23 protein-coding genes are annotated in these 22233 nt (G+C 71.5%); 10 read left to right on the top strand and 13 right to left on the bottom strand.

The genetic code is table 11. The annotated features are described in order from the left end of the window. Both GT042_RS37175 and GT042_RS37170 read right to left on the bottom strand, forming a co-directional pair. On the bottom strand, positions 1-696 hold a 696-nt coding region (locus GT042_RS37175), incomplete at its 3' end, for an L-lactate permease (protein ID WP_202534773.1). Positions 697-838: 142 nt separating this feature from the next. Then, positions 839-1264, bottom strand: a complete 426-nt coding sequence (locus tag GT042_RS37170) for a DUF3499 domain-containing protein (RefSeq protein WP_161313073.1) — start codon at positions 1262-1264, stop codon at positions 839-841. A 275-nt stretch (positions 1265-1539) separates the two neighbouring features. Here GT042_RS37170 and GT042_RS37165 point away from each other — a divergent pair, with 275 nt between their 5' ends. Beyond that, a complete protein-coding gene (locus GT042_RS37165; RefSeq protein ID WP_161313076.1) occupies positions 1540-1968 on the top strand; it encodes a metallopeptidase family protein in 429 nt (142 codons plus the stop codon). Between the two features lie 77 nt (positions 1969-2045). On the opposite strand, the gene GT042_RS37160 is transcribed toward GT042_RS37165, so the two are convergent. After that, positions 2046-3035 carry a chlorophyllase gene (locus GT042_RS37160; RefSeq protein ID WP_202534772.1) on the bottom strand — a complete coding sequence of 330 codons (990 nt, stop codon included), beginning with the start codon at positions 3033-3035 and terminating at the stop codon, positions 2046-2048. Between the two features lie 164 nt (positions 3036-3199). Here GT042_RS37160 and GT042_RS37155 point away from each other — a divergent pair, with 164 nt between their 5' ends. Then, positions 3200-3796 (top strand): TetR/AcrR family transcriptional regulator, encoded by a 597-nt coding sequence (locus GT042_RS37155; protein WP_161313072.1) that lies wholly within the window; start codon positions 3200-3202, stop codon positions 3794-3796. Between the two features lie 68 nt (positions 3797-3864). Here the strand turns inward: GT042_RS37155 and GT042_RS37150 are convergent, their stop codons facing one another. From GT042_RS37150 to GT042_RS37140, 3 genes are all read right to left on the bottom strand, one after another. After that, the gene (locus GT042_RS37150; protein WP_161313071.1) at positions 3865-5448 is read right to left on the bottom strand and encodes a DUF5719 family protein; all 1584 of its coding nucleotides are present in this window, start codon (positions 5446-5448) and stop codon (positions 3865-3867) included. Next, positions 5445-9395 (bottom strand): glycosyltransferase family 2 protein, encoded by a 3951-nt coding sequence (locus GT042_RS37145; RefSeq protein WP_161313070.1) that lies wholly within the window; start codon positions 9393-9395, stop codon positions 5445-5447. Before GT042_RS37145 ends, GT042_RS37150 begins: the two co-directional genes overlap by 4 nt. Before the next feature lie 290 nt (positions 9396-9685). Continuing rightward, entirely contained in the window at positions 9686-9949 is a 264-nt protein-coding gene (locus GT042_RS37140) for a WhiB family transcriptional regulator (RefSeq protein ID WP_014046372.1), read from the bottom strand. 711 nt (positions 9950-10660) lie between these two features. Here GT042_RS37140 and GT042_RS37130 point away from each other — a divergent pair. The 4 genes from GT042_RS37130 (at position 10661) to GT042_RS37115 (ending at position 14180) form a co-directional block, all read left to right on the top strand. Continuing rightward, positions 10661-11161 carry a cysteine dioxygenase family protein gene (locus GT042_RS37130; protein ID WP_161313069.1) on the top strand — a complete coding sequence of 167 codons (501 nt, stop codon included), beginning with the start codon at positions 10661-10663 and terminating at the stop codon, positions 11159-11161. Between the two features lie 79 nt (positions 11162-11240). Continuing rightward, positions 11241-12197, top strand: coding sequence for a 2-phospho-L-lactate transferase (cofD, locus tag GT042_RS37125; RefSeq protein ID WP_161313068.1), 957 nt, complete (start codon positions 11241-11243; stop codon positions 12195-12197). After that, positions 12194-13498, top strand: coding sequence for a coenzyme F420-0:L-glutamate ligase (locus GT042_RS37120; RefSeq protein ID WP_161313067.1), 1305 nt, complete (start codon positions 12194-12196; stop codon positions 13496-13498). Before cofD ends, GT042_RS37120 begins: the two co-directional genes overlap by 4 nt. Positions 13499-13643: 145 nt before the next feature. After that, complete coding sequence (locus GT042_RS37115; protein WP_161313066.1) at positions 13644-14180, top strand: hypothetical protein; 537 nt, start codon at positions 13644-13646, stop codon at positions 14178-14180. Positions 14181-14206: 26 nt separating this feature from the next. Here the strand turns inward: GT042_RS37115 and GT042_RS37110 are convergent, their stop codons facing one another. The 3 genes from GT042_RS37110 to GT042_RS37100 all read right to left on the bottom strand — a co-directional run bounded on the left by GT042_RS37110 (position 14207) and on the right by GT042_RS37100 (position 17305). Next, a complete protein-coding gene (locus tag GT042_RS37110) occupies positions 14207-14632 on the bottom strand; it encodes a hypothetical protein (RefSeq protein ID WP_161313065.1) in 426 nt (141 codons plus the stop codon). 79 nt (positions 14633-14711) lie between these two features. Beyond that, on the bottom strand, positions 14712-16895 hold the full coding sequence (locus GT042_RS37105) for a tetratricopeptide repeat protein (protein ID WP_161313064.1): 2184 nt from the start codon (positions 16893-16895) through the stop codon (positions 14712-14714). Continuing rightward, the gene (locus GT042_RS37100) at positions 16892-17305 is read right to left on the bottom strand and encodes a hypothetical protein (RefSeq protein ID WP_161313063.1); all 414 of its coding nucleotides are present in this window, start codon (positions 17303-17305) and stop codon (positions 16892-16894) included. Before GT042_RS37100 ends, GT042_RS37105 begins: the two co-directional genes overlap by 4 nt. Positions 17306-17394: 89 nt before the next feature. Between GT042_RS37100 and GT042_RS37095 the strand changes: the two genes are divergently transcribed. Both GT042_RS37095 and GT042_RS37090 read left to right on the top strand, forming a co-directional pair. Beyond that, the gene (locus tag GT042_RS37095) at positions 17395-17664 is read left to right on the top strand and encodes a hypothetical protein (RefSeq protein ID WP_161313062.1); all 270 of its coding nucleotides are present in this window, start codon (positions 17395-17397) and stop codon (positions 17662-17664) included. Further along, the gene (locus tag GT042_RS37090; protein ID WP_161313061.1) at positions 17657-18268 is read left to right on the top strand and encodes a DUF6879 family protein; all 612 of its coding nucleotides are present in this window, start codon (positions 17657-17659) and stop codon (positions 18266-18268) included. The genes GT042_RS37095 and GT042_RS37090 overlap by 8 nt, the downstream gene beginning before the upstream one ends. Positions 18269-18314: 46 nt before the next feature. On the opposite strand, the gene GT042_RS37085 is transcribed toward GT042_RS37090, so the two are convergent. The 4 genes from GT042_RS37085 to GT042_RS39770 form a co-directional block, all read right to left on the bottom strand. Next, a complete protein-coding gene (locus tag GT042_RS37085) occupies positions 18315-19457 on the bottom strand; it encodes a DNA-3-methyladenine glycosylase 2 family protein (RefSeq protein WP_345944060.1) in 1143 nt (380 codons plus the stop codon). A 30-nt stretch (positions 19458-19487) separates the two neighbouring features. Then, positions 19488-19709: a hypothetical protein gene (locus GT042_RS37080; protein ID WP_161313060.1), complete on the bottom strand. Its 222-nt coding sequence runs from the start codon at positions 19707-19709 to the stop codon at positions 19488-19490. A 13-nt stretch (positions 19710-19722) separates the two neighbouring features. Further along, positions 19723-19920: a hypothetical protein gene (locus tag GT042_RS37075; protein ID WP_161313059.1), complete on the bottom strand. Its 198-nt coding sequence runs from the start codon at positions 19918-19920 to the stop codon at positions 19723-19725. 207 nt (positions 19921-20127) lie between these two features. After that, positions 20128-20340, bottom strand: a complete 213-nt coding sequence (locus GT042_RS39770) for a hypothetical protein (RefSeq protein WP_161313058.1) — start codon at positions 20338-20340, stop codon at positions 20128-20130. A 107-nt stretch (positions 20341-20447) separates the two neighbouring features. On the opposite strand from GT042_RS39770, the gene GT042_RS37065 reads away from it, so the two are divergent. After that, positions 20448-21284 (top strand): helix-turn-helix transcriptional regulator, encoded by an 837-nt coding sequence (locus GT042_RS37065; RefSeq protein ID WP_161313074.1) that lies wholly within the window; start codon positions 20448-20450, stop codon positions 21282-21284. Further along, positions 21281-21487: a DUF397 domain-containing protein gene (locus GT042_RS37060; protein ID WP_161313057.1), complete on the top strand. Its 207-nt coding sequence runs from the start codon at positions 21281-21283 to the stop codon at positions 21485-21487. Before GT042_RS37065 ends, GT042_RS37060 begins: the two co-directional genes overlap by 4 nt. Positions 21488-22233 lie beyond the last annotated feature (746 nt).

Genomic DNA, 22233 nt, shown 5'->3' with positions numbered 1-22233 from the left:
CAGCCAGGTCTCGCGCAGCCCCCGGCGCCCGTCGACCAGCCCGACCAGCACCAGCGGCACGACCAGCGCGAGCAGCGGCGTCTGGCGGCCCACGACCGAGGCGACGGTGTCCAGGGGCAGCCCGGTGACCTGCGCGAGGGTGACGACCGGGGTGCCCATCGCGCCGAAGGCCACCGGCGCGGTGTTGGCGACGAGCGCGACGACGGCCGCCTTCACCGGGTCGAAGCCGAGCGCGACCAGCATCACGGCGGAGATCGCGACCGGCGCCCCGAAACCGGCGAGCGCTTCGAGCAGCGCGCCGAAGCAGAAGGCGACCACGAGCGCCTGGATCCGCGGGTCGTCGGAGAGGCGCCCGAAGGAGCGCCGCAGGATGTCGAAGTGGTGGGTGCGGACTGTCATCCGGTACACCCACAGGGCGTTGACGACGATCCACATGATCGGGAAGAGCCCGAAGAGCACCCCCTGCGCGCCGGCGGACAGGGTCTGGCCGAGCGGCATCGCGAAGGTGAGCCAGCCGACGAGGACGGCGACGGCCAGACCGGTCAGCCCCGCGAGGTGCGCCTTCACCCGCAGGCCGCCGAGCAGGATCAGCACGGCGGCCAGCGGAAGGGCGGCGACCAGGGCGGAAAGGGCGAGCGAGTGGGCGACGGGTTCCAGGCGCTGGTCGAACGCCAGCTGCTGTACGGATACGGACATCGCAGTCATCACAGTCCTCCGGATTCCGCGATACGGAAACTGAATCTCTCAGCGGTGGAGGAATGGTCATGCCCACGACAAGCGGAGGTCAATGGAACGGGCAGGAACTGTGGCACGGCGAATGAGGAGAAGGAAATCCGGGTCAGGACTCCGGCGAACGCAGCACCCTCAGATGCCCGCGGCGCCCCACCTCGACCGGATCCGCCCCCCGCGCCCCCTTGCCACCGTTCCCGGCGGCACGCTCCTGGGGCCTGGCGGCTTCCCGTACGGCGTTCGCGAGCGCTTCCAGGTCGTCACCGCTCGGGCGCGCCGGGGCCGTGCCGTCCGTCAGACGGACGACCTCCCAGCCGCGCGGAGCGGTCAGCCGCTCGCTGTGTTCCGCACACAGGTCGTAGCAGTGGGGCTCGGCATAGGTGGCGAGCGGGCCGAGGACCGCGGTCGAATCGGCATAGACGTACGTCAGTGTCGCGACAGCGGAACGGCCGCACGCGGTGCGCGAACAGCGACGTACAGGGCTCACGACGTTGGACGGTACCGCACTCTTGAGCGGGCCGCGACGACTCTCCACCAGGTCACTCGCCCGTGTCGCACTGTGACATCCCGCACAGCCACCTCAGGAGCAACTGCCCTGACCTGCGCGGGAGGAGGCCCGACCGGGTGGCGACAGCCCGTGACACAGTCATTACTTGGGGCAAATCCCGTCAAGGACGGCAAGGTCGCCGATCGCGGGACCCCATGTAAATGAGCCCAAGCTTGGCCGGAATGCTCAATATGCGACATGGGGGCCCCGGGGTGCCGGAGCCGCGATCGCCGGGACGCCGAGAGAGCTACGCTGCGTCAGTGATGGACAGTCCTGTACCGCCCCGCCCGACCGAGCCCCGGCCGCGCCGCCGCGACCGCCACGGCCGAGGCATGCGTGGGCCCGTCGCCCCGCCCCAGGTGCCCCTCTCCGCCAGCCGCTCGGAGACGTTCCGTGATCTTGTACGGGACTCCGTGGACCGGCTGGAACGGCGCTGGCCCCAGCTGGCCGAGGTCGAGTTCCTGGTCCTGGACGTACCGGGCACGCAGGACGAGTCCGTACCTCTCGGGAATTCGGTCTCGGCGGGCAAGGACCACCCGGCGCGGATCATGGTCTACCGGCGCCCGGTGGAGATCCGCACCAAGAACCGCGACGAGCGCGCGCTCCTGGTCCACGAGGTGGTGGTGGAGCAGGTCGCCGAACTGCTGGGCCTGTCACCCGAGTCGGTCGATCCGCGGTACGGGCAGGAATGAGCCGAGGCCTCTCCGCTCCTTGACGGGAGGCGCCGCTTCCTGAGGATGCGGTGCTTTTAAGGAGGATGCGGTGCTTTTCAGGCTCCGGCCTCCGCCCCCTTGGACTCGATACGTCCCACCGGCGCCGGATCCGCCTCCAGCGCTTCCCGCGCCGCCTGCCACGCGGAATCCCCGGGGTGGAACGCCGTGCGGAGGTACGCACAGGTGAGCCGCTGGACCGCCGACACCCGCCCGGGGTTCTCGTCCGTCGTCTCGGCGACGTCGTATCCGGAGATCCCGCCCAGCCCGTGCTCCGCGCCGAAGAGCGTGAGCAGGGACTTGCGCCCCGGGGAGAGGGTGTACGGGTCGACGTGCCAGTCCGCGCCCGCGACCGTCAGGTGCGCGGAGGAGTCCCGGTCGCCGGCGACCACCAGCGTGGGCGTCGCCATCGCCGAGAAGTCCGCGGTCGAGAAGAAGGGGTAGTTCTCGGCCACGAACCCGGTCAGGGCGTCGCCGCCCCTGCCGGGCGCGGCGAGCAGGACACCCGCCGTGATCCGGGGGTCGGCGAGGTCCACCTCCGTACCGTCGTCCGGATCGGTGAGCCGGGCGCCCAGCAGCAGGCTCGCGGTGTGCCCGCCCATGGAGTGCCCGGCCACCGCGACCCTGCTCCGGTCCAGGCGCCCGGCGAGCGGCGGGACGGCGGCCTCGATCGCGTCGAACCCGTCCAGCACCCGCTTCATGTCCTCCACCCGCGAACGCCAGAACATGGGCGCCCCCGGAGTGCCGGGGTCCAGGTCCAGCGTCCGTGAGCTGAGGTGGGTCGGCTGGACCACGACAAAGCCGTGCGCCGCCCAGAAGTTGACGAGAGGGGCGTAGCCGTTCAGCGAGGAGAGGTGGTTCGAGAAGCCCTGGCCGTGCGAGAGGAGGACGACCGGCAGATCGTTTCCGGTCACGGGGGCGGAGACCCGTACCTCCAGATCCACGGGCCGGCCGGGGACCGGCAGCACCACCGGGCTGACGGAGAGGACGGGGGCGGACGGGCCGGGGAGGCCGGCCGGGGACATGGGTGTGTACGTCGAGGTGCTCATGATGAGGGGTCCCTTCACGGGCCGCGCGACGGGCGGCCGGAGGCAGTCGTGACGGCCGCTTTCGGCTAGGCTGGGACCGGAAAGCGGAACGTTGTTCCAATTACGATACGGAACACTGTTCCGCTTTGTCAAAGGCCGTCACCGGTCGTCGGAAGGAGAGCGTGGTGCCCCGTACGAGCCCGTCAGGGGAGGTCCCGGCCCGGAGCAAGCGGGCCGACGCGCAGCGCAACCAGCAGACGCTGCTCAGTGCCGCCGCCGAGGTGTTCGTCACCTCGGGCGTCGACGCGCCGATCCGCGAGATCGCGGCCAGGGCGGGCGTCGGGCTGGGCACGATCTACCGCCACTTCCCGACGCGGGCGGACCTGGTCGTCGCCGTCTACCGCCACCAGGTCGAGGCGTGCGCCGAGGCGGGGCCGAGCCTGCTGGAGAGCGCCGGCTCTCCGCTCGCGGCGCTGCGTCAGTGGGTCGACCTCTTCGTGGACTTCCTGGTCACGAAACACGGGCTGGCCAACGCCCTGCGATCGGACAGCAGCGGCTTCGACGCGCTGCACACGTACTTCGTCGACCGCCTGGTGCCCGTCTGCGGGCAGCTGCTCGACGCGGCGGCCGGCGCCGGCGAGATCAGGCCGGGTACGGAGCCCTACGAGCTGATGCGCGGGGTCGGCAACCTCTGCGTCGGACGGGACAGCGATCCGCGTTACGACCCGCGCCGGCTGGTCGGCCTGCTCCTCCGGGGACTGGAGCGACCGGAGTCGTCCTGAGCCGGCCGACAGCACGTCCTCACGTCCTCACCTCAGGCGCCTCAGTCGCCTCAGTCGCCTCAGTCGCCTCAGTCGCCCAGGATCGACAGATCCTCCGTGGCGTCCGGTACGTACACCGTCCCCCGGTCGTCCGGCAGCGTCTGCACCGTGAACATCGGGACGCCGTCCTCCGGCAGCGCCAGCATGCGCGCCGCGTGCACCGGACCGCCCGACTGCGGCTCGACCGTCAGCGCGTACTGGCCCTTCAGCCCGCCCGGCACCGGCGGCGTGACGTCCAGGGTCGTACCCGCCTTGACGGTGTACGTCTTCTCGGCCGGTTCGCCCCCGCCGCTGCCGGCCGAGGCGACGACCTTCACCTTCGCCGCCGCTCCCGGCGCGGTCAGGGAGAGCGTGGAGCCCTTCGCGCGGTTGTCGGCCACGCTCGCGCGGGCGGTGACGGGACCGGTCGCCGGGATGAACGCGATCTCCTGATCGCTTCCCTTGCCCCGTACGACCCGCAGCGCCGCGACCACCGGCGTCGGGCTGTTGCTCTGCGCCGGGCTGACGATCAGCGAACCGGCCTCGCCCTTGGTGACGTCGGCGAGGTCGAGCGACGCGGTCATCTTCGACTTGACGTGCAGGTTCTCCTTGCCGGCCGGGGTGATCGTGCCGTCGGCGCCCGCCAGTTGGACCTTCAGGTCCGCGTCCTCCCCGCCGGGCGCGAAGGCCACCAGCCGGACGTCGGTCGCGTCCGCGGGGATGCCCGGGAGCACCAGCGTGCCCGCGGGGTCGGCGGACGTCGTCAGCCAGTCGCTGCCCGCCGTGTCGTCGGCCGCGCGGACCGCGGCGCCGACCCGGCCGGTACGGGTGCTGACGTGGACGGTCACGTCCTCGGACGCCTCCGTGGTCAGCGTGGAGAGCAGCACGGGGACGCTGGAGCGGGCCGGTACCGGAATGCCCTCGCCCGCCTCGGACTTGAGCGCGCCGTTCTTCCCGAACAGCTCGATGTCGACCACGGCGGCGCTGTCGTCCGGGTTGGTGAGGTGGACGTAGTCCTGCCGGGACTTCTCCGTACTGGCCCCGGGGAACCAGAAGTCGGTGTCGGGCGCGGTGCAGGACAGCCCGAGCAGGCCGCGCGCGCCGCCCACCGAGTCCACGGTGGACTGCTGGGTGGTCCAGCCGGGGGCGAGGAGGCCGGTGGCCGTGCCGACCAGGGCGGGGGTGTCGGCGCCGTCCGCGGTCTTGGAGACGGGGGCGCCGGGCGTCTTCACGGTGAGGAACGCCTTCGCAGGGGCGTCGGCCTTCTTGTCCCCGGCCTTCTTCTCGTCGCCCTTCTTCTCGTCGTCCTTCTGGTCCTTCTCGTCCTTCTTGTCGCCCGTCGCGGCGGCGTCCGGGTCCGCCGACGTGACGGAGGACGCGGCCAGTTCGGCCGTGCCTGTCGTGCTCCCGCCCGGCGTGTCACCCGCCGGAGTGAAGGAGGTGTACGTCGTGTCCGCGAGGTCCGAGACGCTCGGCGCGGGGCAGACCAGGCTGGTCCGCTCGACGGGGAGCAGTTTCGGCGTCGCCGTCGCCGCCGTCTTCCCGTCGTCGGCCGGCGCGGACAGGGAGGCGAATCCGGTGACCGCCGCGAGGGCGGTCGCGGCCGCGATCAGGGAGAGAGTCGTACGGTTCACTGGTCGGTGCTCCCGTCGGGGCGCGGACGCCGCTCGTTGTCAGGGCCCTCGGCGGGCGGCTGCTGCCCGTAGCCGTACGGGTCGTAGACGGCCGGGTCGTACGGCGGGGGCTGCTGCCCCTCCTCGTACGTTCCCTGCGGGTACGGGTACGGCTGCTGGTCGGGATACGCCTGCTGGTCCGGGTACGGCGGCTGGGCCGGGTACTGCTGGTCGCCGTACTGCTGCTGGTCCGGATACTGCTGCTGGTCGGGGTACTGCTGGTACGGCTGCTGGTACTGGTCGCCCTGGTACTGGCCGGCCGGGTAGGCCTCGGCCTGGTACTGACCGCCCTGGTAGCCCGCGTACTGCGGATCCACGTATGCCTGGCCGTCCCACTCGCCGTACGCCTGCTGCTGCGGCACCGCCGCGTACGGGGCGTCGGCGCCGGGAGGCGTGGCCGGCACCGGAGGGAGATCAGGCACGTCTCCCGGCTCCTGCCCCGGCTGCCGCTGCTCCGGCAGGTCGAGCCGGCCGGGCATCTCCCCGGCGTCGGCCGTCCCCTCGTCGGGCATCCCCGAGTCGGGCATCCCCGCCGCGTCCGTCCCGCCGGGGGTCTCCCCCTCCGCCTCCGCCGCCGCCCGCAGCCTGCGCGCCCTGCGGCCCTCGCCCTCGACCGCCTGCGCCGGGAACGCGAGTTCCTCTTCGGGCAGGTCGTCGTCGATCTCCCGGCGGCGCCCCGGCAGGGCGAGCACCAGCAGGACCACGGCGAGCGCGCCCTGGGCCCAGATCCACGCGGTGTGGGTGATCGGGTCCTCGTACGTGAGGTCGAGACGGCCCCCGGCGGCGGGCAGTTCGAAGCCCTGCGCCCAGCCGTCGACCGTCTGCTTGACCAGGGGCTTGCCGTCGAGGGTGGCCTGCCAGCCCTCGGCGGCGCGGTCCGCGATGCGCAGCACCCGTCCCGCCGGGCCCGCCGGGACGGTGGTGTGCGCCTCGACCGGGCCCGCGGCCACGGCCAGCGGTTCGCCGTCCGCCGTACCGTCGGCGCTGTTCCCGCCGTCGGCGCCGCTGACGATCGTGGCCCGCGAGATCTGGCGGTCGACGCGCCAGAGCGCGCTGCCGTCCAGCTGGCTGAGCCGGCTCAGACCCGGCGTGGCGTCGAGGACGCGGCCCATCTCGCGCGGCGCGCCGTCCCGTACGAGCACATAGCGGATCGCGTACCCGCTGAGTTGCCGGGTCTGGTCCGCGCCCGATCCCGCGACCAGGTTCGCGACGACCTTGTCGAGTCCCTGGTCGCTGCCGCCCGACGCGGTCAGCTCGGCGTCGCCGAGGCGGCTGCCGGAGCCGCGGACCAGGGCGTACGAGACCTCGGCGGTGGTGGTGCCGTCGAGGACGAGGGTGCGGGGCTGGTCGCGGGTGATGGACTCCTCGGCGACGAACGCGGGCACCTGGACCGGGTCGCGGCGCTCCAGCGGTCCCGCGGCGCCGCTGAGCATCCAGGCGAAGACGGACAGCAGGGGGGCGACGGCCGCCGCGAGGGCGACGAGCGCGGCGACGGGCTGGCGCCAGCCGAAGCTCAGGGCGGTGACGCGTTCGCGCGCGCCCTCCGCGCCGACGACGGCGGCGGCGATCAGCGCGAGGCCGTAGACGAGGGTGGCGGGGCCCGCCCAGCCGGAGTTGTTGGTGACGACGGAGAAGACCAGCCCGACGATCGCGACGACCCAGGCGGCGCGGACGGCGAACTGCCGCTCACCGCGCAGGAGGGCGGCGAGCGCGGCCAGGACGACGCCGAGGAGCACGATGCCGCCGACGGTCTTCGGGCCGCCGGGGCTCATGCCGAGCAGATAGAGGGCGGAGGCCGATCCCGTACCGAACTCCAGGCCCGCTTCCCGCAGGAAGGCGGCGGGGTCGGTCAGCAGGGAGAGGGACCAGGGCGCCAGGACCAGGAGGGGGGTGCCGAGCGCGGCGAGGACCCGGACGGCGTACGCGGCGAGGTCGCGGCGCCGCAGCACGAGGACGCCGACGCCGAGCACCACGGCCAGCGGCCAGGCGACGGGGGTGAAGGCGGTCACGAGCGTCAGCAGGAAGGCGTACGCCCAGGTCGCGCGCCAGCTGCCCCGTACCGGAGTCTCCAGCTTCTCCTGCCACTCGTCGTCCTCGACGTCCCCGGCGCGCGAGCCGCCGCCCGCGCCGGACCGCAGTCCGTACGCGCTGACCGCCGCGCGGGCGATCAGGGGCAGCAGGATCGCCAGCACGGCCGTGCCCAGGCGTCCGGTGGCCAGGGCGCCGGTCGCGGCGGGCAGGAAGGCGTACGCGACGCTCGCCCAGGCCCGCAGGAGCCGCGATTCGGTGAGGGGGCGGGAGGCGAAGTAGGCGGTGACGCCGGCCAGGGGCACCGAGCAGACGAGCAGGAGGGTCAGCGCGAAGCCGGTGGAGCCGAGGAACAGCGCGGAGAGGGCGGCCAGGACGGCGAGATAGGGCGGTGCGGTCTGCGTGCCGCCCGTACCGACCGGGTGCCAGCCGTCCGCGTACCGGGACCAGAGGTCCGAGACGTCGCCGGGGGCGGGCAGCAGGGCGCCGCCGGCCAGCGCCCCGCCGCCGAGCAGCGAGCGGCAGGCGACGAGCGAGACGAGCAGCAGGATGGCGAAGAGTACGGGTCCCGGCTTGTGGGCCAGCTTCTTGAGGCGGGCGAACTGCTCGACCTCCATGAAGTCGGCGTCCTCGCCCCCGGGTCCCGACTCGACGACGCCGTGGCGCGAGCCGCCCGCGTCGGTGTCGGTGTCCCGGCCGAGGCTGCCGGCGATCTGTTCGACGGTCGCGCGGATGGTGGCGCCGGGGGGCGGGAAGAGGGGGCGCAGTTCGGACGCCTCGGTGACCCCTTTGCCCCGCGCGCGCCGGGCGCTCAGGATCCGTCCGGGGCGCAGCAGGGTGCCGAAGAGGCCCATGACCTCGTCGACGGCCTGGCCCGGCACCTTGCCCACGAGGTAGGCGACGGTACGGAGCAGGGTGCCGAGGACCAGCCGGAAGAAGACGAACGGGAGGACGGCGGCCCGCGCGTTGACGAGCATGGTGTAGACGGCGCCGGCCTTGTCGACGCGGTGCGGGTTGACGACGGAGCGTCCCGCGCAGTCGACCGTACGGCGCTCCCGGGCGGCGGCCTCCGCGTGCCGCATGACGGCGTCGGGGGCGACGAGCACGCGGTGTCCGGCGGCGTGCGCGCGCCAGCACAGGTCGACGTCGTCGCGCATGAGGGGGAGGGCGCGGTCGAAGCCGCCGAGTTCGTCCCAGACGTCGCGTCTGATGAGCATGCCGGCGCTGGAGACGGAGAGGACGGTACGGACCTGGTCGTGCTGGCCCTGGTCCTGTTCGCGCCGGTCGAGCCCGGTCCAGCGGCGTCCGCTGTTGGCGATGGAGACGCCGACCTCGAGGAGCTGCTTCCTGTCGTACCAGCCGCGGAGCTTGGGGCCGACGATCGCGGCGTACTGGTCGGAGTCGGCGACGCGCAGCAGTTCGGCGAGGGCGGCGGGGTCGGGCGCGCAGTCGTCGTGGAGGAGCCAGAGCCACTGGACCGGTTCGCCGTGGGGCAGTTCCGGCAGGTCGTACGTGTCGTCGCGCCAGGTCCTGGTCTCGGGGTCCCAGCCGCTGGGCCGCTTCAGGTACGGCAGGTCGTCGGGGGTGAGCGTCCCGGCGGCGTGCACGGCCTCCTCGACCGCCGTACCGAATCCGGACCTGCGGGCCAGATGCAGCACCCGGTCGTCGCCGAGTGACTCGGTGAGCAGGTGGGCGGAGTCGTCGGCGCTGCCGGTGTCGGCGGCCATGACGTTCTGTACGGGACGTTCCTGGCCCAGCAGCCCGGCGAGGGCGTCGGGCAGCCAGCGCGCACCGTCATGGGCGACGAGGACCGCGGTCACGACGTGGCGCGGGAACTCGGGTGCGGTGGCGGGAACGAACGCGGCGTTGGTGGGGGACATTGAGGTAACGGGCCCTCCGGCCGGGGGGTCGCCCCGAAGGGGCGTTGATGCGTCTCGGACGGGGCCCCACACTAACGGCTGACACCATGACGGTCCGCCGCCCGCGATGTGGTCGCGGACCGCGGACCGTTCCCTACGTACGGGTTTGCGCGGATTGGTCACGTGGACCAGTAGTCATACCGGTGGACCAGTTGTCAGACCGGAGTGGTGTGCCACGCGTTGATCGAACACTGATCGGACACCGATCGGAGAGCAAGCCGGTACAACGAAAGAAATCGATCGGATCGCGATCAGATCGCGGCTTTCTTCAATCGCCGACGCTCACGTTCCGACAGGCCGCCCCAGATACCGAATCTCTCGTCGTTGGCCAGGGCGTATTCAAGGCATTCTGAACGGACTTCACAGGCGAGGCAGACCTTCTTGGCCTCGCGGGTGGAACCGCCCTTCTCCGGGAAGAAGGACTCGGGGTCGGTCTGGGCGCACAAGGCGCGCTCCTGCCAGCCGAGTTCCTCGTCCGCGTCCTCGACCAGCAGTTGCTGGAACAGCTCGGTCATGTGCGCCCCTCGTCTGTCTTTTGCGTCCCCGTGCGGTGGCCGCTACCGATTCCGGCCGAACGACACGAGTGAAATTACAAGTGGGTGGCTCCGGGGCAGTCAAGCGGAGATCTGCTATTGGGCCCGGTATTCACTCTGCGGAACCAAGGCTATGCGGAAAGTGTTCAAATCACCAAAAACCTGACACATGCCACTGGCCTGCCCGCGCCCACCCCCTCCCCTCTCCGGGAGAGACGTCACGGGCCCCGAGCTTGGTGCCGATCCGGGTGCGGAAGCGATCCGGATCACAGTCCGATCACGAGGGCGCGACGGTGTTTGCGCAGGCGGTTGCTGCGCCATGTCTCCGCGCGTGCGGGCGCACAAACCTTTCTCCGCTCGGAGTAACCGGATGTGGTGAAACATTACCGCCAAATCGGGCATTGAGTTGACAGTGGCAACCAGATTCGCCACCTTTAGTGACATGCCAGCGATCGCCGTGCACACCGCGACCCACGTCCGTGGATTCCGCAGCGTTGCCCAGGCCGGCTGTTGCTGTCCGTCTTTCTCCCGCTGTTGATGCCCTGGCGTCGTTGACGCCGCAGCGCTCCGGCTTTTCCCCTCTGCCGCACCCCCGGTTGCCGCAGTTTCCGCAGTTGCCACTTCGGCCGTCACTCCCACGTGTCCGGGCGTCCGACGGCTCTCAGCTCTTCCTGCCGAGGAACCACCGCACCCATGAACAGCGACAGCGACCTCCAGATCGCCGGCGACCTCCTTGAGGTCCTGCACCTGCTCCGCCCCCCGCGTGAGCACCCCGCCACGGTGGCGGAGTTCGCCGGGCTCGCCCGTACGCTCGCGGCCGACCGCGCGCAGTGGGCCCCGCTCGTCCGGTACGACACCACCACCCGCTGGTACCACCGGCTGCGCACCGGCCCCGGGTACGAGGTGTGGCTGCTCTCCTGGGTGCCGGGACAGGGCAGCGGCCCGCACGACCACGGCCGGTCCTCCGGCGTCCTGACCGTCCTGGAGGGCGAACTGACCGAACGTACGGAAAGCGGCGCCCGTACCCTCGCGCCCGGCGCGCAACGGGTCTTCGCGCCGGGGTACGTGCACGACGTCGTCAACGACACGATCGGCCCCGCCGTGAGCCTGCACATCTACTTCCCCGGGCTGACGGAGATGCCGATGCACGCGGCGAGCTGCGCACCGCGTGCGGAGAAGGCCGTACACGCGTAGGAAAGTCCGGCGGGGGGCGGAAGGGGTGAGGCGACCCCTCCCGGACGGGAATGTCCGACCGGCCTGACACGATGGGTGCATGCGCATTGTGGTTCTGGCCGGCGGCATCGGCGGCGCCCGTTTCCTTCGCGGCCTCAAGCAGGCCGCGCCCGACGCGGACGTGACGGTGATCGGCAACACCGGTGACGACATCCATCTGTTCGGGCTGAAGGTCTGTCCCGACCTCGACACGGTGATGTACACCCTCGGCGGTGGCATCAATGAGGAACAGGGCTGGGGGCGTACGGACGAGTCCTTCCAGGTCAAGGCGGAACTGGCGGCGTACGGAGTGGGACCCGGGTGGTTCGGCCTCGGCGACCGCGACTTCGCCACCCACATCGTCCGTACGCAGATGCTGGGCGCGGGCTACCCGCTCAGCGCCGTCACCGAGGCGCTCTGTGCCCGCTGGCAGCCCGGCGTGCGGCTGCTGCCGATGTCGGACGACCGGGTCGAGACGCATGTGGCCGTCGAGGTCGACGGCGAGCGCAAGGCCGTGCACTTCCAGGAGTACTGGGTGAAGATGCGCGCGTCCGTCGACGCGCTCGCGATCGTCCCCGTCGGCGCGGAGCAGGCCAAGCCGGCGCCGGGCGTCCTGGAGGCCATCGCCGCCGCCGACGTCATCCTCTTCCCGCCGTCCAACCCCGTGGTCAGCATCGGCACGATCCTGGCCGTCCCCGGCATCCGGGAGGCCATCGCCGACGCGGGGGTGCCGGTGGTCGGCCTCTCGCCCATCGTCGGGGACGCGCCCGTGCGCGGCATGGCCGACAAGGTGCTCGCGGCGATCGGTGTCGAGTCGACGGCCACGGCGGTCGCCGAGCACTACGGCTCGGGGCTGCTCGACGGCTGGCTGGTCGACACCGTGGACGCGGCGGCGGTGGCCGGCATCGAGGGCGCGGGCATCCGGGCCCGCGCGATCCCGCTGATGATGACGGACGTGGACGCGACCGCCGCGATGGCGCGTGAGGCGCTGGCGCTGGCCGAAGAGGTGCGGGCATGACGTCGTTCCGCGTACGGGCCCTGCCGGGGCTGCCGGAGGTCCGTCCCGGCGACGACCTCGCGAAGCTGATCGCGTCCGCCGAACCGGGGCTGGCCGACGGGGACATCCTCCTGGTCACCTCGAAGATCGTCTCCAAGGCCGAGGGCCGGATCCTGGAGGCGGCGGACCGCGAGGCGGCGATAGACGCGGAGACGGTACGGGTGGTGGCGCGGCGCGGCCCGCTGCGCATCGTCGAGAACCGGCAGGGCCTGGTGATGGCGGCGGCCGGCGTCGACGCCTCGAACACCACGCCCGGCACGGTCCTGTTGCTGCCGGAGGACCCGGACGAGTCGGCGCGGACGCTCAGGGCCGGGCTGCGGGACACGCTCGGGGTGGACGTCGGGGTGCTCGTCACGGACACGTTCGGGCGGCCCTGGCGCAACGGGCTGACGGACGTGGCGATCGGCGCGGCGGGGGTGCGGGTCCTGGACGACCTGCGCGGGGGGACGGACGCGCACGGCAACCCGCTGAGCGCGACGGTGGTGGCGCTGGCGGACGAACTGGCCGCGGCCGGCGACCTGGTGAAGGGCAAGGCCGAGGGGCTGCCGGTGGCGGTGGTGAGCGGTCTGCCGCACCTGGTCGGCGACACGGACCCGTCCTCGGCGGAGGGCGCGAGGGCGATGGTGCGCGTGGCGGCGGACGACATGTTCCGGCTGGGCACGTCGGAGGCCGTACGGGAAGCGGTGACGCAGCGCCGTACGGTACGGGAGTTCACGGACGAGCCCGTCGACCCGGGCGCGGTCCGCCGCGCGGTGGCGGCGGCGGTCACGGCGCCCGCGCCGCACCACACGACACCGTGGCGCTTCGTCCTCCTGGAGTCCGCCGGGTCGCGGCTGCGGCTCCTGGACGCGATGCGGGACGCGTGGATCGCGGACCTGCGCGGCGACGCCAAGTCCCCGGAGTCCATCGCGAAGCGCGTGCGGCGCGGCGACTTCCTCCGTACCGCGCCGTATCTGGTCGTGCCCTGCCTGGTGATGGACGGCGCGCACACCTACGGCGACGCTCGGCGGGACGCGGCGGAGCGCGAGATGTTCGTCGTCGCGGCGGGCGCGGGGGTCCAGAACTTCCTGGTGGCCCTGGCGGGCGAGCGCCTGGGCTCGGCGTGGGTCTCGTCGACGATGTTCTGCCGCGAGGTGGTCCGGGACGTCCTCGGCCTGCCGCCGGGCTGGGACCCGATGGGCGCGGTGGCGGTGGGCCATGCGGCGGCGCCGCCGAAGGCCCGTCCGGCGCGGGAGGCGGAGGCGTTCATCGAGGTGCGCTGACGCATGGTAGGCGCGGAGGGGGCGACGTACGGCGTAAAGGCGTGAAACAGCCGTACCCCGCAGCCTCTACGGTTTGCTGTACGCACATGCCGCGCAACTCCGCGCGACAACGCGCAACCCTCGCAGCCGCTCCGGGAGGAACCCTGTGTCGTCGCCCCTCAGCCCCCAGCACGCCCCGGTCGGCGATGTGGGGGCGGCGCTCATGTTGATCGACTCCCAGCTCAAGGCGGTCCACAGCGGCAGAACGGGTACCGACCCCGAACAGCAGGCCCTGATCGACCAGTTCACCGCGTCCCTGGGCCCCGAGGGAGCCAACGACGTCCTGGACGGCGCCTGCACCCTCATCTACATGTTCATGACGTGGCTGCGGAAGGCCCACGAGGACGTGGACAAGGACGTCATCGAGTACGTGGTGCCGACCCTCGTCGCCTCGATGCGCCGGATGCCGAGGAGCGTCCGACCGGAGGCCATCCCCATCATGGCGGGCCTGGTCATCGCGGCGGGCACGGGCCTGAGCCCCAACCTGTGGCGCAAGCAGTACGGGGACTGGACGGAGCAGGAGATGACTCCCCTGGAGGTCACCACCTTCCTCCTGGCGGAGCACATCAACCGCATCACCGAGGACCCCGACTTCGCGACCCGCATGGTCGCGGAGGCGCTGTCCCGCTCGGACGAGGACTGACAGGGCACGCGCCCCGGCTCACGACCTCAAGAACTGGCCATCCGGGCCAAGGACTCCGCCTTCCCGGCCGCCCACCGGGGAGGCAGGACGACCGCGAAGCCCTCCAGCTTGTCGAAGACGTAGTCCTTGGTGTCGTCCGTCATGAACGGGTAGGGCGCGTCCAGCAGTTCCGCGCTGTCCAGCAGCGGCTCCAGCACCTGGAACCAGATCGCGTCGTTCAAGGACTTGTCAGGACTGCGCAATCCGAGATCGACGCACGTGAAGCAGCGCGTGAGGAGTTCCTCGTGCCCGGCGGGTGACTTCAGGGCGGGAAAGACAACGGGATCGGCGAAGCCGTCCCGCAGGAGGGGGTAGAGCGGCGCTTCACCGTACTCTTCCTCCAACTGCCGGACGAATGGCGCCGCCTCCGGCACGATCTCCAGAATCACTTCCCGCACGTGCTCACGCGTCATACCGGACGGCACCATTCACGTCACCTTTCCTCAGCACCCGGCGCTGGGAAAAGCACCGCCACGTCCACCACTCACGCCCTCATTCCGGCGGTGAAGGCGGTCGCCACCGCCCTGACCTGAGCTCCTCCAGCAGGCTTTGGCTCACCACGGTGAAGTGGTGAGTCGGGCCCAGGCCGCGCTCGCGTCCGACGACAACCTCGGCCATGAGCTCGATCCCGGCGTCCACGTACCCCAGTGCGGCCCGGGTCTGGGCGTGCAACTGTCTCGCGGCCAGGACGGCGGGATAGTCCGGCCCGAGGACGCGTCGGTAGTCCTCCACGACCTGTCGGATCTCGTCATCGGCGGCCCTGTGCCGGCCGAGCACGAACTGGGCGCGGGCGTGATTGTGCCTGGCGCTCAAGGTGACGGCGTGATCGGGGCCCAGGTGCAGGGTGCACAGCCGGGGCACCGCCAGCAGGGCGTTGTCGCCCACGTCATCGCCTTCGTCATCGGCCTCCGCCGCGATTTCGGCCGCCGACAGCATGGCCAGCAGGCTCGCACGTGAGCGCAGGGTCGCCGGGTGCCGGGCTCCCAGCACCGCCTGTCGGCCTGCCACGACCGACCGGAGGAGGGCAACGGCCTCTTCCCGTCTTCCGCTGTTGCCGAGCACGAGTTGCAGCCCTTGACCGGTGTCGAGGGTGTCCGGGTCGTCGGCGCTGAGCAGGCGGAGTTGGGTGTCCCGGACTCGGCGAAGCAACCGTTCCGCTTCCTCGTACCGTCCCAGCCGGAAGAGCGAACGGCCGGTCCTCGCGTATGCCGCGAGGACGAGCCGGTGCTCTTCGCCGAGCGTCCTCGCCGCGAGGCCGGCTGCCGCGCCGGCCGTTTCCCAGGCGGACAGGTAGTCGCCGGTACGGTGCAGTGCCACGGCCAGCCGGGTGGCTACGCGCAACGCGTCCTCGGTGCCGGACCGCTCGGTGGTCCTGCGCAGCAGGGCGAGGCAGTGTGGCGCGAGCAGCCGCAACCGTGGTTCGTACGGTCCGGCGTCGGGGACCGACGGCACCGCGGCGTCCAGCAGCCGGGCCGCCGTCGCGTCGAGCACGGCGAGGTCCGCCGGAGGCGTGGCAACGGCGACACTGTCGAGGAGTACTCCATGACTGTGCGCGCACCGCAGGCCGTCGAGATCCACCAGCTGGGTCAGCGAGTGGTCGAGCAGCACGGTCAGCGCGGCGTCGGCTCGGGCCAGAGGAAGGACCGCGCTGATGTCCTGATGGTTCAACACGGACAGCGGCAACGGCTCGGGAGCCAGCCGGGCGAGCAGTCTCAACAGCGCGACCGTTTCGGGCAGTCCACGTGCCTCGAACGAGTCGAGCGTCAACTGCCACGTCCGGCCGACCAGATGCCGTGGGTCCTCGGCACTCAGGACGTCCGCCCCCTGGTCGATGAGACCGACCGCTTCGTCGCCTTCGAGCCGGCCTCCGTAGTGGTCCATCGTCCAGGGGTCGATCACCTGGTGGGCCAGGAAACCGCCAGCGAGAGTGAGCGCCAGTGGCAGCCGTCCCAGCCGGTCGGCGACCTCGGCCGCCTGTGCCATCGTGCCGCTGTGCGGGGCGAGGTCGCAGAGCACGCGGGCCGCGTCCTCGCGCGGGAGCACACCGATGTGCTGCAACTCCGCGCCGGGCCACCAGCGGGCGGCCGCACGGCGGGTGGTGACCAGAACGGTGCCGCGCGTGCTTCCGCGCAGCCAGCCGCCGTCGCGGAGGATCGCCGGGTCGTCGGCGTTGTCGAGCACCAGGAGCCAAGGCACCGCGGATCCGTCCAGGTAGTGCCAGACCAGATCCGCCGCGGGGCGGTGTCCCTGGTGAGCGGCGAGCAATTCAGCGTCAAGGGCGCCTCGATCGGCCGCGGCGGCGAGCATCCCGGCTCGGAGAGCGGCCCGGTCGGCGGCGTTGACCCACAGGCCCACCCGGCCGTACTCAGTGGTCGCGATGTCGAAGAACGCCTGCGCGACGGCGGTCTTGCCGCAGCCTCCCATGCCGTGCAGGACGTATGTCCCGGCGCCACGGCCCGGCGCCAGGCCTTCCCGTAACCGTGCCAGCACTTCGCCGCGGTCACGCAGCGCCAGAGGCGTACGACCCACTGCCGGACGGCGGACGGAGTCCGGTCCTCCCCCGGCGGCCGGGCTGCTCCCCGCGTAGTGGTGGTGGTGTTCCGTGATGTGCTGGTCACCTGTCGTCTGATAGACGCGGCCGTCGTCCTCGGCGCGGCCGTCCATGGGGCCGCTCATCGCTCGATGATGTGCTGGTCGCGTCCTGCCTGGTAGACCCGGGCCTGCCCGGAAGCGGTCGCGTGCTGGGTGACGGCGGGAGGATCCGCCGAGGCCTGCGGGGCGATCTCGTCGAGCAGCCGGCGCAGCTCCGCCGCGGCGTCGGGCCGGGCGACGAGCAACCGCCGTAACCTGCCCTGCCATTCGGCGCGCAGCTCGCTCAGCACCTCTTCCCCGTCGGCCCCCGTGGCCGCCACGGCCTCCGCCTGGCCCGCGTCCAATTCGGCGGCGACCGCGTCGGCCCGGTGCGGCTGCGCACGCCGCCACAGCCCGACGACTCCCTCGCGGGTCGCCTGCCAGGCGTCGGACGCCATCAAGGCCACGAGTGCGGCTCCGCCGGCCTGTGCGAGTGAGGTGATTCCCGGGTCCACAGCTCTCCCCCGTGTCAGCCGGTACGGCACACTCAACGTACATGGAAATGACGTCATTTGGTTTACCGGACCGAACCGAGGAGTGGGTTGTGGCGAGATCATGGGAAGCGGATCCGGAGACGACATTCCTCAGGAGGATCGGTAAGTCCCCGCAGGAACTGGGGGTCACGTCCGACACTCCCGACTGCCCCGACATGTGGGAACTGGAGAACGGCGATGTCGCCGTCATCGGCAGGGATCTGTCAGGTTCGCTCGGTACGAAGCTGCCCGCCGGCGTCTCGATCGGTCCCGACGAACGGCTCGTGGTGATCCCCAGGAGCATGCTCATCGCGGCGAAGCCGGATATTCCCCATGTTTGATTCGTTCCCGGAGGGAGTCTCGACGCGCCTCGACCGTCCGCGCTACCACGAGGAGTACTACCGCGCCCTCGAAAGCGGAATTCGGCATCTCAACAAGCTGGAGCGCGGGCAGAATTTCAAGGAACGCGGTTTCGCGAGCTGGGAGGCTTTCGCGGCCGGACAGTGGGACACGTCCCTCTCCCTGATCGAGGAGAGGCGTGACGCCTACGTCCAGCAGGTCGAGGAGGCGGAGCGCGCCGGGATGCTCCAGCGCCGCCTCAGGGTGGTGGAGTTCCCCGTGACGCCTTATGTGCAGTGGGAACTGCATGTCCTGCGCCTGCGGGTCGAGGTGGGGGACCGGATCCGGCTGCTCGACGCCCGTACGATCGCCGGCGTCGAGAAGCACCGGCCCGTGCCCGAGGTGGTGATCCTCGGCGACGTGGTCATGTTCGAGGTGCGGTACGACGACGACGGGAACGCGGCGGGCGCGAACCGGTTCACCGACCGGGCACTGATCGAGGAGACCTCGGCGGGTTTCGACGCGCTCTACGAGCAGGCGGAGGAGTACGGCGACTTCTTCGCCCGCGAGATCGCTCCCCTCCCCGCGCCGACCGTCACTCCGTGACGCCCTGGGCCAGCGTGACTGCCGTGGCCTCCGTGGCTTCCGGGCCTTACATGCCGGCGAAGTTTCGCAGGGGCATGCGGGGGGCTCGGCGGGCGGGGGTGTGGCCGCTGAGGAGGATCAGGCGGACCGCTCGGTGGCGGTGGCCGGCGTAGGGGGCCAGGAGTTCCAGCATTTCCTCGTCGTCGGCGTCGCGGTTGCCCGCGAGGGCGTGGCCGACGATGCCGGGGAGGTGGAGGTCGCCGACGGTGACGGCGTCGGGGGCGCCGTTGGTGCGCTGGATCACCTCGGCGGCCGTCCAGGGGCCGATGCCGGGGATCAGCTGGAGGCGAGCGGCGGCCTGTTCGGGTTCCATCGCGGTGGCCTCCTCCAGGCGACGGGCCACGCGGACCGCCCGCAGGATCGTGGACGAGCGTTTGGCGTCCACGCCCGCCTTGTGCCACTCCCACGACGGGATCATCGCCCAGGTGCGGGGGTCGGGCATGACGTGGAGGCGGGTGGCCGCGGGGCCCGGGGCCGGCTCTCCGTACTTCCGTACCAGGAGGCGCCAGGCGCGGTACGCCTCGACAGTGGTGACCTTCTGTTCCAGGACGGACGGGATCAGGGATTCCAGGACCAGGTTCGTACGGCAGAGGCGCAGTCCCGGGCGATTGCGGTGCGCCGCGAGGACCGCGCGGTGGCGGGGGGTGAAGGTGCCGGGGTCGTCCGACGCGCCGAGCAGGTCGGGGAGGTGGTCGAGCAGCCACTCGGCGCCGGGGCCCCAGGCCTGTGCCTCTACGGCTCCGCCGTGGTGGTGTGCGGCACGCAGGGTGGCGGGGCCGGCGGGTGTCCTGCTGGCCCGCCAGATCGTGCCGTCGGTGGCGGCGAAGAACGTGGGGTCGCCGGAGCCTCTGCGGAGCGGGCCGAGGGCGAGACCGAGGTCGTACGGGGCGCCGTCCGGCGGGGTCCAGTGTCGGCGGAGTCCGTCTGCGGGCGGGGGTGTGGGGGTGGGCGTGGGGGTGGTGTGGGGCGCCTGGGTGGTCGGGGTGGGCGCGGCTGTCTGGGTCCCCGGGACCGTCGAGAGCGCCGGTGTGGTCGTACGCGGCGGGGTGGTCTGCGTCGCCGCCGGTACGTTCTGGGTCGCCGGGGCGGTCGGGAGCGTTACTGGGCCTCGGGGGGTGGTGCGGGGGCGGGGGGCGAAGCGGCCTGCCACGGGGTGTGTCCGGGTTCGTCGGGAGCGGGGTCACTCATGAGGGTAGGCGGTGGCCCCCGCGGTGTGCTCCGCCGCCCCGTCTGTCCGCCGCGTCTCCGGCGCGGGTCGCCGGAGACACCGGAGACGCTGGAGCATCGCGCCGTCCGCCGTGAAGGTGGTGATGACGGTGGGGAACGCGACGACGCCCGTGTTCTCGTCCTGCACCCCGCCGTACTCCACCCACCACGGGACGTCCCCTTCTCCCCCGGTCACCCCTCTCCCCCGCTCAGCGGGCCGCGAGGCAATGCGGGCAGTTCACGGCTCGCAGCCATTGCGTGGGGTCGACGTTGGCCACCGGGCAGACCGGCTCCAGCGTGGTGTGATCGTCGCCGTCCGTGACGACCTTGAGTTCGTGCACGGTGAGGAGGTCGTCACCTACCGTTCCCGCTACGTACTGCGTCGTCCGAGCGTCTGTGCCTCTCATGGCGTGCCTTTCCGCCGTGCCTCGTCGGGTTTCGCTTCCCCGGCCTGCTCCCACCGATCCCGGTCCGCGGACGGATTCCATCCCCGGCTCCGCCGGTTCGCCGCCGCCACGAGGGGGCGGATTCGCCGCATGGTGGGGCTGAACGACCGGTCGTCGTTCGCGTCGTGGTGGTGTGCGTCGGCGGGGGTATCGGCATGAGTGTCGGTGTCACTCACCCGCCAACCGCCTTCGCAGTCCGGCCTCAACGTCTCGTAGTAGGGCGGGTGTTGGCTCGGCGTAGCCGGTACGCGGAACCCACTCGGGCGCGAGCCGCCAGAATCCGCCGGTGTCTATCAGTGCGGCCAGCTCGTGGTCCGGGTCGTGGTCCGGTCCGTTGCCCGGTCCGTCGTCGGGCTCGGGGGCAGGGGGGTTGTTCAGCACAGCCGACTCCTCTCCGTAGCCATTCCGCTACCAAGCGAGTTCAGCGTGGCCTAGAGTTGATATGCCTTCAACCTGTGAGGAACGAGCGAAAGGTCGGTGTCGGGGCGTTGAATATCAAGGAGTTGAACCCGGACAGCAGCCCGGCAGCCGCCTTCGGGGCACGGGTTCGGAGCTATCGCGAAGCGCGCGGCTGGAAGCAGGAAGAGCTGGCGGAGCACACGGAATATTCCAGCACGCACATCTCTGCCGTGGAAACTGGTCGCAAGATGCCAACTCTTCGCTTTTCGAGGAGCGTTGACCTTGCCTTCGGGACCACCGACACGACCGACGCGTTCGAGCGCCAGTGGCGGGAGATCCGGCACGGCTCGTTGCTGGAGGGTTTCCCGGAGTACGTCGGATACGAGGGCCGGGCAGTGGAGCTGCGGCTGTTCGAGATCGGCATCATTCCCGGGCTGTTGCAAACCCCGGAGTACGCGCAGGTATTGGCCGACAGCGCCGTACAGCGAGGGTCCATTACGCATGAGCAAGCGTCGGAGCGGGTTTCGTTCCTGGCGGAGCGGCAGGCGGCGTTGGTCCGGGCCCGGCCCCCCATGGTGTTCTTGGTGATGGACGAGAGTTGCATCCGACGGCCCATTGGGGGACCTGGGGTCATGGACGCGCAACTTGAACGACTGGTCGAGTTCGCGGCTCGCCCCACCACCATGCTTCAGGTGGCCCCCTTCGCCATGGGAGAACGACGCTCGTTCAACCTGCCGGTCAATCTGTTGACACTGTCCGACCGGTCCGTTGTCGCCTACGCGGAGTCGCAAGCTCAAGGACACCTGGACCGCGAACTAACCTCCGTAATCCCCATGTTGACCGCCTACCATCAGCTACAGGCCGAAGCGCTGTCGCAGGCGGCATCCGTAGCCATGATCGACCAGTTACGAAAGGGCACCCCGTGACGACCGAGTCCCCGCGTTGGTTCACATCCTCCTACAGCGACAACGGCGGTAACTGCGTCGAGGTCGCCACCAACCTGGCCGCCACACACGGCGTCGTCCCCGTCCGGGACTCAAAGGACCGCCGCGCCGGGCAGCTGAACCTCACCCCCGCCGCCTTCACCGGGCTGATCGACCTTGCCCGCAATGGTTGCGCCGGGGCGTAACTCACCCGCTGAGCCCCGCTGTTCCTTTTGAGGGACGGGCGGGGCTCAGTGCGTTGGGCCGGGTTACGCGGCCTGCCACGGGGGGGGCCGGGTCACTGATGGGGGTGGGCGGTGGCCGTGGGCGGTGGGGCTTCTCCCCCACCCCGCCCCTTCCCGAAACCGGGGGCAGGCCCCCGGGCCCCGGTCTGCGCACGCTACGCGGCGCCTTGGGCAGGCCCCGCCCGTCGGGCGGAACCCTTGTCCTCAAACGCCGGACGGGCTTGATAGGGCACCTCGGCGCCATCCCGCAGGCGGGAAAACGCTGGGCGGGTGACGCCCCGGTCAACGCCCGTCGTACCCGGCCCGCCCGTCGGGCGGAACCGTTGTCCTCAATCGCCGGACGGGCTTGATGGGGCACCTCGGCGCCGTCCCCCCGGCGGGAAAACGCTGGGCGGGCGCGGCCCCGGTCGACACCCGTCGAACCTGCGCCGCCCACGGGCGGAAACCAATGTCCTCAAACGCCGGACAGGCTTCACAGGGCACGCACGAAAGCGCCGGACGGGCGTGATCCAGCCCGTCCGGCGATTGAGGACACCACGGGGACCGCCCGGCGCGCGGCGGCCTCAAGCCGTCCGGCGATTGAGGACACCACCGAACCGCCGGGTACGCAGCCGCCCCGAGCCCGTCCGGCGATTGAGGACAACCAACCGGCAGCCGCGTACACGGCCTCCCCCAGCCCGTCCGGCGATTGAGGACAACCAACCGGC

This window comes from Streptomyces sp. SID3212, assembly GCF_009865405.1.
In the GTDB taxonomy this organism is placed as follows: domain Bacteria; phylum Actinomycetota; class Actinomycetes; order Streptomycetales; family Streptomycetaceae; genus Streptomyces.
This window is presented reverse-complemented; position numbering and strand designations above follow the sequence as displayed.